Annotated in this window: 12 protein-coding genes and 1 pseudogene; 7 read left to right on the top strand and 6 right to left on the bottom strand. The window is 57.2% G+C overall.

Annotated features, from left to right (window positions below):
* Nucleotides 1–2 precede the first annotated feature (2 nt).
* From tssH to BK659_RS12395, 5 genes are all read left to right on the top strand, one after another.
* Entirely contained in the window at nt 3–2,552 is a 2,550-nt protein-coding gene (gene tssH, locus BK659_RS12375; RefSeq protein ID WP_123425355.1) for a type VI secretion system ATPase TssH, read from the top strand.
* Between the two features lie 67 nt (nt 2,553–2,619).
* Complete coding sequence (locus BK659_RS12380; RefSeq protein WP_123425356.1) at nt 2,620–2,982, top strand: hypothetical protein; 363 nt, start codon at nt 2,620–2,622, stop codon at nt 2,980–2,982.
* Between the two features lie 124 nt (nt 2,983–3,106).
* Nucleotides 3,107–3,724, top strand: coding sequence for a hypothetical protein (locus BK659_RS12385; RefSeq protein WP_123425357.1), 618 nt, complete (start codon nt 3,107–3,109; stop codon nt 3,722–3,724).
* A 68-nt stretch (nt 3,725–3,792) separates the two neighbouring features.
* Nucleotides 3,793–5,802 carry a type VI secretion system Vgr family protein gene (locus BK659_RS12390; RefSeq protein ID WP_123425358.1) on the top strand — a complete coding sequence of 670 codons (2,010 nt, stop codon included), beginning with the start codon at nt 3,793–3,795 and terminating at the stop codon, nt 5,800–5,802.
* 13 nt (nt 5,803–5,815) lie between these two features.
* The gene (locus BK659_RS12395) at nt 5,816–6,358 is read left to right on the top strand and encodes a toxin-antitoxin system YwqK family antitoxin (RefSeq protein ID WP_123425359.1); all 543 of its coding nucleotides are present in this window, start codon (nt 5,816–5,818) and stop codon (nt 6,356–6,358) included.
* 335 nt (nt 6,359–6,693) lie between these two features.
* On the opposite strand, the gene BK659_RS12400 is transcribed toward BK659_RS12395, so the two are convergent.
* The gene (locus BK659_RS12400) at nt 6,694–7,086 is read right to left on the bottom strand and encodes a DUF4280 domain-containing protein (protein WP_123425360.1); all 393 of its coding nucleotides are present in this window, start codon (nt 7,084–7,086) and stop codon (nt 6,694–6,696) included.
* Between the two features lie 189 nt (nt 7,087–7,275).
* Between BK659_RS12400 and BK659_RS12405 the strand changes: the two genes are divergently transcribed.
* Both BK659_RS12405 and BK659_RS12410 read left to right on the top strand, forming a co-directional pair.
* On the top strand, nt 7,276–8,343 hold the full coding sequence (locus BK659_RS12405; protein ID WP_123425361.1) for a phosphotransferase family protein: 1,068 nt from the start codon (nt 7,276–7,278) through the stop codon (nt 8,341–8,343).
* 38 nt (nt 8,344–8,381) lie between these two features.
* Nucleotides 8,382–9,149 (top strand): SDR family oxidoreductase, encoded by a 768-nt coding sequence (locus tag BK659_RS12410; RefSeq protein WP_071555042.1) that lies wholly within the window; start codon nt 8,382–8,384, stop codon nt 9,147–9,149.
* Nucleotides 9,150–9,469: 320 nt separating this feature from the next.
* Here BK659_RS12410 and BK659_RS12415 read toward each other — a convergent pair whose 3' ends face one another.
* From BK659_RS12415 to hppD, 5 genes and pseudogenes are all read right to left on the bottom strand, one after another.
* Complete coding sequence (locus tag BK659_RS12415) at nt 9,470–10,114, bottom strand: Qnr family pentapeptide repeat protein (protein ID WP_123425362.1); 645 nt, start codon at nt 10,112–10,114, stop codon at nt 9,470–9,472.
* A gap of 179 nt (nt 10,115–10,293) precedes the next feature.
* Nucleotides 10,294–10,458: pseudogene (locus tag BK659_RS12420) on the bottom strand (IS66 family transposase); the annotation flags it as partial.
* A 169-nt stretch (nt 10,459–10,627) separates the two neighbouring features.
* Nucleotides 10,628–11,962, bottom strand: coding sequence for an aminotransferase-like domain-containing protein (locus BK659_RS12425; RefSeq protein WP_259740251.1), 1,335 nt, complete (start codon nt 11,960–11,962; stop codon nt 10,628–10,630).
* A gap of 42 nt (nt 11,963–12,004) precedes the next feature.
* The gene (locus BK659_RS12430) at nt 12,005–13,087 is read right to left on the bottom strand and encodes an alpha-hydroxy acid oxidase (protein WP_123425363.1); all 1,083 of its coding nucleotides are present in this window, start codon (nt 13,085–13,087) and stop codon (nt 12,005–12,007) included.
* Nucleotides 13,084–14,136 (bottom strand): 4-hydroxyphenylpyruvate dioxygenase, encoded by a 1,053-nt coding sequence (hppD, locus tag BK659_RS12435; RefSeq protein WP_123425364.1) that lies wholly within the window; start codon nt 14,134–14,136, stop codon nt 13,084–13,086. The genes BK659_RS12430 and hppD overlap by 4 nt, the downstream gene beginning before the upstream one ends.
* Nucleotides 14,137–14,166: the final 30 nt, after the last annotated feature.

Consider the following 14,166-nt stretch of genomic DNA (forward strand, 5'->3'; position numbering starts at 1 on the left):
ACATGGAACTGGCCAGCCTGATCGGACGCCTCAACCCGGACAACCGCCGCGCCCTGGAACGGGCTGCCCAGCGTTGCCTGCAACGCGGTCATCATTACGTTGAAATCGAGCACCTGTTGCTCGAACTGCTGGAGATCGAAGGCGGCGATTTCGCTTATCTGCTACCGCGCTTCGGCCTGGAACGCGACGCCCTGACGGCGGAAATCAACAAGGCCCTGGAGCTGTTCAAGACCGGCAGCACCCGCACCCCGGCACTCTCGGCGCAGACCATCGGCCTGCTGGAGGACGCCGTGGTGCAGGCCAGTGTGCTCGGCCTTGAGAGCATCCGTTCCGGTCTGCTGCTTTTGGCGCTGCTCGACCGTGATGAACGCCGCAGCCTGTTGCTCAACAGTGCTTCGTCGCTGCTGCGCATTCCTCGGGACGCCCTGCGCAGCAACCTGCTGGAATGGACCGAAAGCTCCCGCGAACACGTCGGCGGCGCCCGCCCGGTAACTGCAGCCGCAGGTAAACCTCAGCAGAAACAGGATTCGGTGCTCGACCAGTTCACCCAGGACCTGACCGCCGACGCGCATGCCGGGCGCATCGATCCGATCGTCGGGCGTGACGGTGAAATTCGCCAGTGCATCGACATCCTGCTGCGCCGTCGCCAGAACAACCCGATTCTGGTCGGCGCGCCGGGCGTTGGCAAAACCGCGGTGGTCGAAGGCCTGGCCTTGCGCATCGCCGCCGGGGACGTGCCACCGTCGCTGCAAGAAGTCAGCCTGCGGGTTCTCGACCTCGGCCTGTTGCAGGCCGGCGCCGGGGTCAAAGGTGAATTCGAGCAACGGCTCAAAGGGGTGATCGACGCCGTCCGCAGCGCGGAAAAACCGATCATTCTGTTCATCGACGAAGCCCACACCCTGATCGGCGCCGGGGGTGTCGAGGGCGGAAGCGATGCCGCCAACCTGCTCAAACCGGCACTGGCCCGTGGTGAACTGCGGACCTTGGCCGCGACCACCTGGCTTGAGTACAAAAAATACTTCGAGAAAGACCCGGCCCTCGCCCGACGCTTTCAACTGGTCCAGGTCGAAGAACCGGATGAAATCACTGCCGTGGAAATGCTTCGTGGGGTCGCCGCCAAACTCGAACAGCACCACGGCGTGCAGGTGCTGGATGCGGCAATTCATGAGGCGGTGAAACTGTCCCATCGCTACATCTCCGGCCGGCAACTGCCAGACAAAGCCATCAGCGTCCTCGACACCGCCTGCGCGCGTGTCGCCCTCGGGCAACACGACGTACCGCCGCCGCTGGAAAGCCTGCGTCATCGCCAGCAAAGCCTCAAGGACGAGGTCGAACGCCTGCGCCGCGAACAAGCCACCGGCCTCGATCACCGTGAACGCATTACCGTGCTGGAGACCGAGTCCATCAGCAACGTGCAGGCCATTCGCGAACTGGAGATCCGCTGGAGCGAAGAACGCGTCGCCGTGCGCGAGCTACTGGAAACCCGGCGCGAACTGCTGGCCCTGAGCGAACGCGCCGACAGTGACAAGCCGGACGATGTCACCGACGGACGCATCGACCACCTGGCCGCCGAACTGCTGCGCCTGGAAGCCGGCCTCGACGCCATTCGCCAGGACGACCCGCTGGTGCCGGAGCAGGTCGACGCGAAAACCGTCGCGGCGGTGATTGCCGGCTGGACCGGCATCCCGGTAGGTAAAATGCTCGCCGACGAAGCCCACGCCGTGCGCACCCTCGGTCAACGCATGAGCCAGCGGGTGATGGGCCAACGCACCGCGCTGAACACTATCGCCCAACGCTTGCAGGCGTATCGCGCCGGTCTCACCGACCCGCAAAAACCGGTCGGTGTATTCCTGCTGGTCGGCCCCACCGGCGTCGGCAAAACCGAAACCGCCTACGCCCTGGCCGATGCGCTGTATGGCGGCGAACGCAACCTGATCAGCATCAACCTCTCGGAATACCAGGAAGCCCACACCGTCAGCCAACTCAAAGGCGCCCCACCCGGCTATGTCGGCTACGGCAGCGGCGGCGTACTCACCGAAGCCGTGCGCCGCAAACCCTATTCCGTGGTGCTGCTGGACGAAATCGAAAAAGCCCATCCGGATGTGCTGGAGGCTTTTTATAACGTCTTCGACAAGGGCCTGATGGAAGACGGCACGGGGCTGGTAGTGGATTTCAAAAATACCGTGATGCTCGCCACTAGCAACGTCGGTGCCGAGCTGCTGCTCGACACACCGACCGCGCACCTGGACAGCGATGCGTTCAACGAAGCCCTGCACAACGTCCTGCTGAAAGCCTTCCGCCCGGCGTTTCTGGCGCGCATGACCGTGGTGGCGTACCGACCGCTGGATGAGGCGACGCTGGAAGGGATTGTGTTGGCGAAACTGGAGAAGCTGCGTGCTCGCTACAAGGCCGCGACCGGCAAGCAGTTTGAATTCGATGCCGGGATTGTGCAGGCGGTGTTGGCCAAGTGCAGCGCCGCCGGAGCGAGGGATGTCGAGAATGTATTGATGACCCAGGTGACTGGGAAACTGGCGGAGTGGGTGCTGGAGTAAACAGTAGACGTAGCCCGCCCCGTTCTTTGGGCAATGCAAACCATTGTTGTGAACAAGGAGCGTTTATATGGCATTTACAACCGTACAACTGGCCGCGCAGATCAATAACAACCGCACTGACCTGCAGCTATGGGCGAACTCTACCCTGCAAAATCAGGGCCCCATGGTGCCGGCCTTCACTGCCTACTTCAACAACCTCCAGGCCTGGATCACCCAGAACGGTGGTGCAAACCCCTTTGGCTGGGACAACGTCACCGGTCTGACGTACCCCAATGGCATTCAGGTTGTGCTCCAGGGCCCTGCACAGACGGCACCGTTCAATGATGCATTCAACGATGTAAGAGCACATTTGGGCACACCGGGCTTTCGGTTGTTTCAGGCGGCTCAAGCGAGTCTGAATCTGATTGGTGTTCTGGGTCGTATGGGTTGATTGAAATGGGAAAGGGGACGGATTTATTGATCAATCACCGTGTAATACCCAGGTGACACGAAAATAAATCTGTCCCCTTTCCTCCCTTTCCTCTTCTTCACAAAATTTCGCAAGGATAGGAAACATGGCCAGGCAACAATTGATCACCAATATGATGGCAAATGTGGCGGCCTCTTGTGCGGCGCCGATAGGCCAACTCAGAATAACAAACCCTAATCCTGGCGCGATGGGCGCATTACTCGTCCCACAACGAGACCCTGAGGTCACACACATTCGGAACAGAATAACGAATGAAGTCAATCAGAACTTCTATTCGGAAGAGTCCATTCGAATGCGATTAAACATGACCGCCTGGGGTGACACTGACGTTGGCAGATGCGATGAGTCCGCCGCAACAGCTGTAGGATTTTGCCTCAGAGCGATTCGCGATACCGTCTCAACCACCAATGTTGAATTACTCGGTACAGGATCGCATGCGTTTGTCGTTGCAGCGCGCGATCGGAACGTCGATATCAACAACCTTGCGGCATGGGGCGATGATGCGTTTGTTATCGATATCTGGTTCGCCTTGCAATATGGTGTCGCCGCCGTAATACCCGACCCTCGAACCTGGGATTTTCTGATACAGCAATGCAGTGCTAACCGATTGTACGTCTGCCGAGGGTGGGCAGTTTCCAACTCTCAACCTGGTCGGATCTATACCTGGACTCCAGGAGTCCCTACGTCGTGGAGCATTCTTTGATTACAGAAAAGGGACAGATTTATTTTTACAGTGATTTCGAATCATTGATCACTGTCTGAGCGTGCTCAATGCCCCGCGCCACTGACAGCAATACCAGCCTCTCCCTTACCGCCTCCTCGCTGTCGGCGCTTTACCCTGAGTCGCTGTCCGGTGAAGAAGTGCTCAATGCACTGGGTTCGCAAACCCTGAACGGTCTCAACGACGGCACCTCCCTCACGCTGACCACTGCCGTCGCCACCCACGTCACCACTACCCTGCACAACGACACCCTGACTCGCCCGCTCGACGCACTGGTCGCGGAAATCCGCCAACTCCCCGCCGACGCCACCGCCGAACGTTATCAGCTCACCTTAAGGCCCTGGCTCTGGTGGCTGACCCTGGCCAGCAATAACCGGGTGTTCCAGAACCTCGCCACTTCGGACATCGTCACCACTATCTTCAAAGCCCACGGCTTCACCGACTTTCAGTTGAAGCTCACCGGCAGTTACGCCCCGCGCGAGTACTGTGTGCAGTACGGCGAAACCGATTTTGCCTTCGTTTCGCGGTTACTGGAGGACGAAGGGATTTTCTGGTTCTTCACCCACGAGGATGGCAAGCACACACTGGTGCTCGGGGACAGTAACGATGCCTTCGTGCCGATTCCCAATGGACCCAAGGTGAGCTACCTCGGGCAACGGATGGGCGAGCGCGAGTTGCATGGCATTCGCGCAGGCCAAGTCTGTGTGCAGGCGGTGGCCGGAGTGTATCGGGCGACGGATTATGAGTTCACCACACCCACCGCATCCCTCTACGACCAGGCCGAAGCCGTGGCCGGGCCGCGTTCCATCTATGAGCATCCGGGCGGTTACAACGCCAAGGCCCGGGGCGATGCGCTGACCAAGCAACGGGTAGACGGCTTGCGCAGTCAGGAAAAGCGCTTTGTCGGCGAGAGCGATTGCCGTTGGTTGGTGCCGGGGCACTGGTTCACGCTGGCCGACCATGATGACGCGACGCTGAATATCGATTGGGTAGTGACGGCGGTCACTCATGAGGCCAGTCATGACAGCTACCGCAACCGCTTCGAAGCCATCCCCAAAGCCACACCTTATCGCCCGGGACGGATCACGCCCAAACCGCGGATGCACACCCAGACCGCATTGGTGGTGGGCAAATCCGGCGAGGAGATCTGGACCGACCAATATGGCCGGATCAAGTTGCAGTTCCCCTGGGACCGCGACGGCAAGAATGATGAAGCCAGCTCCTGCTGGGTGCGCGTGGTGCTGCCCTGGAGCGGCAAAGGTTTCGGTATGCAGTTCGTGCCGCGCATCGGTCAGGAGGTGATCGTGACCTTTATCGACGGCGACCCGGACCGGCCACTGGTCACCGGTTGCGTCTATAACGGCGACAACGCCCTGCCCTATGCTCTGCCGGCAAACCAGACTCAGTCCGGGATCAAGACCAATTCATCCAAAGGTGGTGGCGGTTTCAACGAGTTGCGCTTCGAGGACAAGAAGGACGCCGAGGAGGTTTTTCTGCAGGCGCAGAAGGACTTCAAGATTAATGTACTCAACGACACCACTGCCACCGTCGGCCACGACGAAACCCTGACGGTGAAAAATGCCCGCACCCGCACGGTCAAGGAAGGCGACGAGACCGTGACCCTGGAAAAAGGCAAACGCAGCGTGACGATCCAGACCGGCAGCGACAGCCTCGACGTAAAAGACAGCCGCACGGTCAAGGTCGGTGCCGATCAGAAGCACAGCACTGGCGGCAACTATGAACACAAGGTCACCGGCGATTACAGCCTGACAGTGGATGGCAACCTGACCATCAAGGTGACCGGCACCCTCACCCTGCAAAGCGGCGGCAGTTTCGCGATCAAGAGCGGTGCCGATCTGGCGGCTCAGGCCAGCACCTCGATCAGTCAGAAGGCTGGCACTTCCCTGAGCAATCAGGCGGGTACGGAACTGACCAACAAGGCCGGTACTACCCTGACCAACGACGCCGGGGTCAGCCTGATGAACAAGGGCGGTGCCGAGCAGACCGTGGACGGCGGCGGCATGCTGACCATCAAGGGCGGACTGGTGAAGGTCAATTGAGGAGCGACTGAGGATGTCATCGGACAAACTGGAACTGGAACGCGGTGACAGCCGGCTCGACGGACGAATGCTCGACGGCCAACTGGAAGGTCCGCTGCACATCAAGGAAGCCGGTAAGCCCCAGGCAGCCTTGAATTACAGCCAGGGCGAACTGCAAGGGATGAGCCTGCTGTATCACCCCAACGGCAAGCTGTCGGCACAGATGCCTTTTGTGCACGACAAGTTACAGGGCGTCGCGACGTTTTATGCGCCGCAAGGCTGGCTGCAACGCAGGGCCACGTATCGCCGAGGCCTGCTGCATGGTGAAGCCTGCAACTATTTTCCCGATGGAAAAGTGGCTGAAATGGAGTTTTACCGCGACGGTGTGCGTGAAGGGGTTTACCAGCGTTTTCATCCCAACGGCAAGCCAGCCGTCAACGCCCGTTATCTCAATGGTCAGTTGCTGGAGCCGGAGCAAGCCTTTGCCAGCGATGGACGACCGCTGGACACCGAGGGCAAACCGATCTCGCGAATGCGCTGGTGGTATCGGCGCTGGGCCGATCCGACACAAGCCTAACGCCGTGTATTGAATCTGATGGACTCATCGCGAGCAAGCTCGCTCCCACAGGGTTCTTCATTGAACATAGTAATTGCGTACACCGGCGATCCAGTGTGGGAGCGAGCTTGCTCGCGAAGAGGCCGGCACATCCAGTATCAATGGTGACTGAAACACCGCCTTCGCGAGCAGGCTCGCTCCCACAGGGGATTTTCATTGCACACAGTAATTGCGTACACCGGCGATCCAGTGTGGGAGCGAGCTTGCTCGCGAAGAGGCCGGCACATCCAGTATCAATGGTGACTGAAACACCGCCTTCGCGAGCAGGCTCGCTCCCACTTTTAATCGTGTGTGTATCAGGGAATAAGCATCTGCATCTGCCCCGGCATCGCGATCTTGATCATCCCGCCCCAGTTGCACATCAAGCTGCAATTGGCATCGAGGGCAGGCATTCCCCCCAGCAACAGGGTCGGCGCTCCGGGCATCCACGGGGCGGCGGTGGCCGGAATGCACGGCATCGGCGTCAACACCCCAAGAGCAGCAGCGGTGGCCGCCGCGACCATCGGGTTGGCCGGGCTCATGCACATGCCGAACGGCATGATGTTCAGCAGCGGAATGTGATCCATGATGTTCGCCGCCGGCATGCCCCCGGTCAGCGTGCGGTTCACCGGCAGCACGTTGAGCACCCCAGGTGCCGCACCGAAACTGCATTGCAGGGTCGCGGTGGCGCAAACTTGCGGACAGCCCATTTCGAATCTCCTTCCTGGAAGCGATGCTCCTCTGAACCATAGTCCGCCGAGCCTGTTCTCGCACATCAGGAACGCTGATTATCCAGCAACACGCTAACCTATAAGACCTTGTCACGCTTGTGGCGCCCCCGGTGCGCCATTAAATTAGCCAATGATGTCTGGCCTCCAAAATAAGCAGAAGGGATAAGCATGGCGCTTACTGACCAGTCCACCCGTATCCGCTCTGGCGAAGAGCTCGATGCCAGCCTGATCGATCCGTACCTCAAGGCGCACATTCCGGGCCTGAGCGGGTTGCCACAGATCAGCCAGTTCCCCGGTGGCGCTTCAAACCTGACGTACCTGCTGGAATACCCCGAGCAGGAGTTCGTGCTGCGTCGGCCACCGTTTGGCCACAAGGCCAAGTCCGCCCACGACATGGGCCGTGAGTTTCGCATTCTCAATCAGCTCAAGGACGGTTTTCCGTACTGCCCGAAAGCCTATGTACACTGCACCGACGAATCGGTGATCGGCGCCGAGTTCTATGTGATGGAGCGGGTCAAGGGAATCATCCTGCGCTCTGATCTGCCGCCGGAACTGGGCCTCGATGCGGCTAAAACCGAAGCCCTGTGCAAGAGCTTCATCGACAAACTCGTCGAACTGCACCGCGTCGATTACCAGGCCTGTGGCCTGGCCGACCTGGGCAAGCCGCAGGGTTATGTCGTGCGGCAGATTCGTGGCTGGAGCGACCGCTACGAAAAAGCCCTGACCCCCGATGCGCCGAGCTGGCAAGCCGTCAAAGACTGGCTCAACGACAAGATGCCGGCCGACCATCCGACGTCGAGTATCGTTCACAACGACTATCGCTTCGACAACGTGATCCTCGACCCGAACAACCCGATGCAGATCATCGGCGTACTGGACTGGGAACTGACCACCCTCGGCGATCCGCTGATGGACCTGGGCAACACCCTCGCCTATTGGATCGAAGCCGGCGACCCGGCACCGGTGCAACTGATGCGCCGCCAACCGAGCCACGCCCCCGGCATGCTGACCCGGCGCGAGTTCGTCGATTATTACGCCGAACGCTCGGGGATCAAGATCGAAAACTTCGATTTCTACTACACCTACGGGCTGTTCCGCCTGGCCGGTATCGTGCAGCAGATCTACTACCGTTTCTTCCATGGCCAGACCCAGGACAAACGCTTCGCGCAGTTCATTCACATGAACAAGCTGCTGGAGCAGATGAGCCTGCAAGTCATCCAGAAATCCAGCCTCTGATCGCGCCCCTGGCGCCACGCCCATCACAAGGAAAAACCATGTCCAAGACTCAGTTGTTCGACCTCGACGGTAAAATCGCTTTCGTCTCCGGTGCCAGCCGTGGCATCGGTGAAGCCATCGCCAAGCTGCTGGCCCAACAAGGCGCCCACGTGATCGTTTCGAGCCGCAAACTCGACGGCTGCCAGCACGTTGCCGACGCGATCATCGCTGACGGCGGCAAAGCCACCGCCGTCGCCTGCCACATCGGCGAGATGGAACAGATCACTCAAGTGTTCGCCGGCATCCGCGAACAGTTCGGACGCCTGGACATCCTGGTCAACAACGCCGCGACCAACCCGCAGTTCTGCAACGTGCTGGACACCGACCTCAGCGCCTTCCAGAAAACCGTCGACGTGAACATTCGCGGCTACTTCTTCATGTCGGTGGAAGCCGGCAAGCTGATGCGCGAAAACGGTGGCGGCAGCATCATCAACGTCGCGTCGATCAACGGCATTTCGCCGGGCATCTTCCAGGGCATCTACTCGGTAACCAAGGCGGCAGTGATCAACATGACCAAGGTTTTCGCCAAGGAGTGTGCGCAGTTCGGCATCCGCTGCAACGCCCTGCTGCCGGGCCTGACCGACACCAAGTTTGCCTCGGCGCTGGTGAAAAACGACGCGATTCTGAAGACCGCGTTGCAGCAGATTCCACTCAAGCGTGTGGCTGACCCGAGTGAAATGGCCGGTGCGGTGCTGTATTTGGCCAGTGATGCGTCGAGTTATACGACCGGGGTTTCGTTGAATGTGGATGGTGGGTTCTTGTCCTGATTCTCCGCACCCTGAAAGAGCCGGGCTTGCTCGCGATAGCATCGCCAAAGTTGACTTTCAGACCTTGCCAAGGTCTTCACAGAAAGACTTGTATAAGGCTGGTAAAAAAGGACATCCACTGAGCCGGAGCCAATAGAAATCATAAATATTGATTTCTATTGGCCGGTCGGAAGCAATCTGCAGTTGAGGGTTTCTAACGTCTCTATGGAAGGTCTGAAGTACCCACCGATTTTGATGCCCTCGCTGCCTGAGGTTAAAAAATCAAAGCCGGTCGAACAATCGTTCCTCTATCAACTCATGATTATAAGCCATTCAAAGCATCACACCACCTCAACTCCAAGTACTCTGGCCAAATTGCAAATCTGCTCAACTTCCAACTTTACCCCATCAAGATTTACTCTTCTAACATCAAGAACCCCAAGATCTGAGTTGCTCAGATCGCACCCTCTAAAATCCGCATGCTCCCAGTCAAATGAGTTAAACTCTCCACCTGACAGATCTGAGCCATTAAAGCTTGCACCTTTGATGTTTGTTCCGACCCATCTATTGCCCCAAAGCTCGCATTTCTCCAGTATCACCCTCGAAAAAATTGCGTACGAGAGGTTGCAGTCCGTAATCGTTGCGTGGCAGAACCAGCTTTTGTGTGTAATCATGTTCATAAAACTTGTATTGGAAAAATCGGCACCTTGCAGCTTGCATCCGGATAGTTCTATACCCAATGCCTTTGCAAAATTAAAGCTGCACATTGTAAGATCGCACTTTGCAAACACGGACCTCGCTAAAGTTGCGCTCCTGAAATTGCAACCCAGCTCAGCATCATGATCATAAAACTTACAATCAACAAATTGCGTTTCACTCAAGTCAGCTTGTGAGAAATCACAATTATAGAATTCAGCACCTACAACCTTGATTCCGGTGTATTCATTCTTCTCCACCCTCCTGTTCCGACAGACAAAACTATTCATAATGGTGCTCAATCCTTATCATTTAAAAAATTAATCCAGCATAGGATCAAAAATGAGCGATGAAAATAATTGGAACAATTAATAACATGTCCAAGGCAACGCTCACCCATGGGTACACTTATACGCCAGTGATGCAGCAGTAAATGACTGACATCGTTCGCCCGCTGCGTCGGCAGTCACGTCAGCACATTCTTGAGATACGCATACGGATCATGCCCATTCATGCGCGTCTACTGGATCAGGCTCATGATCGCCACCACCCGCTTGCTGCTGCGTAGCGACCCGGCAAACAACCAGTTCGAACGCTCAAGTGCCCTCGGTCTGATCTGGTTCGACACCTGGTTGCATCACCGTAATTTATCGCGAGCCAGTTCGCCATCCGCTTACAGAAGGGGCACGAGCGGGGCGCGCCACTTCGGCCCCTTGGACTTTGGTAGGTCATTTTTCAGATCAAAGAGCTTGCTGAAGGTATTGGCCAGATCTTCATTGGCTAGCCTGGAAAGCTTCAGCCATTCACTGTTGATCCCCCCTGATCCGCTTAGATGTGCGTGTTGCATTGAGTTCACGATCGAACCTCATCCGAATGAAACGCGACAGACGCTCGACACCTTCCTCTATCTGCTCGGGGCTCAAGGCACTGATGGATAAGCGTAGCTGGTTCACCCCGCCCTCTCCCAGATAGAAATGGGTCATGGGCGTCCATATCACGCCGAACTCTTGCGCACACTGTGCAAGGGCGGCTTCGTCAGCAGCGAAAGGTACCGTCAGCACGAGAAAAAATCCGCCCGTCGGGATATTCCAACTGACGGGCAAATCATGCGTCCCCAGTTTTTCTTCCAGGGCAGCAAGCACTACCACCCTGTTACGCTCGTAAATGCCGCGCAGGTCACGTGTCGCGGTGGACAAGCTGAGTCGATGCTCAATCAACTGCCCACCGATGATGGCTTGCACAATGGGGGACGTGTTGACTGTCACCATACTTTTGATCTTGGCGACTTGATCAGCCAAGAAACCTGCTGTGCCCGCTGGCTCCAAGAGCTGGTCGGCTACCAAAAAGCCGACTCTTGCCCCAGGAAATATGGTTTTCGAAAAAGACCCCAGGTAGACGACCTGGCGCGTTTTATCCAGCGCCTTCAACGTCGGCAGCCTAGTTTCATCCCCATGGAAATAGCCATAGGGGTTATCTTCGATGAGCAATAGCTCTTCATCAAACGCTAATGCCAGTAACGCCTGGCGCGTTTCCAGACTCATGCTCGCCCCGGAGGGGTTTGCAAAGTCGGGCATCACGTAACAGGCCTTGGGCTTGCGCCCTTGGGCACGCAAGCGGGCTACCACTACCTTGAAGTCAGCGAAGTCAACGCCGGTAGCGTCGGTGGCAACAGCCACTACATCAATATCGAGCAGGCGTGCAGCTCCTGTCAGCCCCACATAGGTGGGATTGATGGCGAGAAGCACGTCACCGGAATCACGACAGAGTGCGCGTAACGTAAGCAGGATTGCTTCCTGGCATCCCGACGTGATCACAATCGCGTGCGAGTCGACCTGCATCTTTTCATCAATGGCCAAGTGCTCGCTGACCAGTCCCTGGATGATTCCGGCGGTAGGCCCGTACTGAAAAATTGTTCGCCGTACTTTTTCCTCGCTCATTTGACAGTCATCAGTCAAATAACGGGTAAAGACGCGAATGGCTCGTTGAACTGTCTCCAGCTCAAAGAAATCCTCGTGAGGGCGGCCTGCGGCAAGGGAAATGGCTTGGGGATATCGCTCGGCCACTTCATTGAGAAAGTTCATGGAGTTGAGCGCCGGGTCGGTGAGGCTGGTGTGCAGATCGTCCAGATTTAGATTCATTACGTAGGTTCCATCCATTGAAATAGAGCGCAAACAGTCTACTTACCTTACAGCCAACGCCTTGGCGTCAAAGGGCGAATGACACCCTGCCAGGACCATTGCGTCCAGCAGTTCAGCCTTGAGCAACGCGAGAACCTGCTCCACGCCAGACTGCCCTTGCGCGGCCAGGCCCCATAGGATCGGCCTACCCACCAGCACGCCATCTGCCCCCAGGGCCAACGCCTTCAGTACATCGCTACCCGTTCGGATTCCACTGTCAAACAGCACGGAGCATTCCCTCGGGGTCGCCTCGACAATATTCGCCAGACTCTCCAGCGCGCCGGGTGCGGCATCAAACTGTCGACCGCCGTGGTTAGAAACTACAACGCAGTCTGCACCGCTTTCGAAAGCCAGGCGCGCATCCCGAGGGTCCATAACCCCCTTGACGGTGATGGGCAAGGTCGTCATAGCGCGCAGTTGCTCGATGTGACGCCAACTCAAACCTGCCAGAAAGGCTTCCCGGGTGTGCCGCTCCACGGCGGAAGTGGCAGCGCTGCCGGTATGAGAAACAGCATGAAGATGCGCACTCGGCGTCAGATTGGCTGCATGCACATCAGCGGGCAATACAAATCCATTACGCAGGTCTCGGTTACGCCGCGCCATCAGCGGCACGTCGGCCGTTACCATGATGCTTTTGCAACCGGCATTTTCGGCTCTTTGAACCAATGACCTGACCTGAGCTTGATCCTTGAGCCAATACAACTGGAACCAGAGATCAGTACCCACTGCGGCAATTTCCTCGATCGAAACACTGCTCAAGGTACTGACGATCAACGGCACACCGCTGACCTTCGCCGCTCGTGCGGTGGCAAGTTCGCCTTGCGGATTGAACAATTTATGGTAGGCCATGGGCGCAATGGCAACTGGCATAGCGCTGGCGTGTGTGAACCAGGTGCAGGCAGTGCTGTGCTCGGTCAGGCCCGTCAGAACACGTGGCAGCAGTGAAACGCGATCCAGTGCCGTACGGTTGGCCCTTAACGTGATCTCCTCGCCACTGCCCCCGCAAAGAAAATCCCAGATCGAGTCGCACACGGCGAGGCGCGCCAACTCCGAATAATCGGCGAGGTTAACTGGAGTCGAGATCATGATGCCTTACTCATTTCTACAGAGTCATACAGCGCTTTGATATTGCTGCTGCCAAAGCTCTTGGCCCCGACACGCTCGATAATTTCAAAGAAGAAATGGCAGTCGGGGTCGGAGGGTTTTGCAAATATCTGATACAGCTGGCCGGCATGGTCCTGATCAGCCAACAAGCTCAACTCCATCAGTTTGTCGACATCATATTTAAGGCTCTCAAGACGCTCCGGCAACTGTTGATAATAGGCGCTGGGGGACTTCAAGAAGTCGACTCCCTTTTCAGCCAATGCCTGGACTGACTTGACTATATTCGTTGTACGCAAGGCAATATGTTGAACGCCCGCCCCATTGTTCTTCTGAATGAAACTGTCTATTTGCCCTGCCTCATAGCTCAGATCGGGCTCTATCAAGGTCAATGTCACCCGACCGGACCTGTTCTGCACCACCTTGGAGTTCATGGATTGTTTGCCAACCACGATTTTCTCCTCATAGAGAACGGAAAAATCCAGCGCCAACATATAGAAGGCGCAGGTTGCCGCCAGATCACCGGCCTGCAGGCACACGGCAAAGTGGTCGAAGGCATGCAGACCGGTGACTGTTCTCCCTGGTGTGTCATTGTCCGGCGAACGCCGATGCCTGGGCGTCACTCGCTGAACAAACGTGTGAACGAGGTCCCCCGCCCCAAAAATGGAAGCTATCACTACTCCGTCTTTCTGCTGCGGAGCCTGGTGCGGCAACGCACCGCGTAACACGGCCAGCGAGAAGGCCTGCATGGCATCCGATACCTGAAAGGCAATGTCCGCAACCCCCTCGCCATGCCGTCGCAAAAACTCGCTGCCCGGATGCGACTGCACCAAGGGTTGAGTTAGGACAATGCAGATATCGTCCTTGGAAAAGCATCGCGAACGCTCTGTCTCCAGAGAACAAACCGGAAGATTGAAATGACATGACGCAAGACCATATTTTTCGCCCAGAGTAAGTGAGGCCAACTCAAGATCATTCACATATAGGCGTATATGATCGACGCTGACGTCATCGAAAAACAAAGCTTCATCCATGTTGCGACACCTCCCGATTCCTGATTACAA

The sequence above is a fragment of the Pseudomonas brassicacearum genome, from assembly GCF_003732225.1.
Lineage (GTDB): Bacteria > Pseudomonadota > Gammaproteobacteria > Pseudomonadales > Pseudomonadaceae > Aquipseudomonas > Aquipseudomonas brassicacearum_E.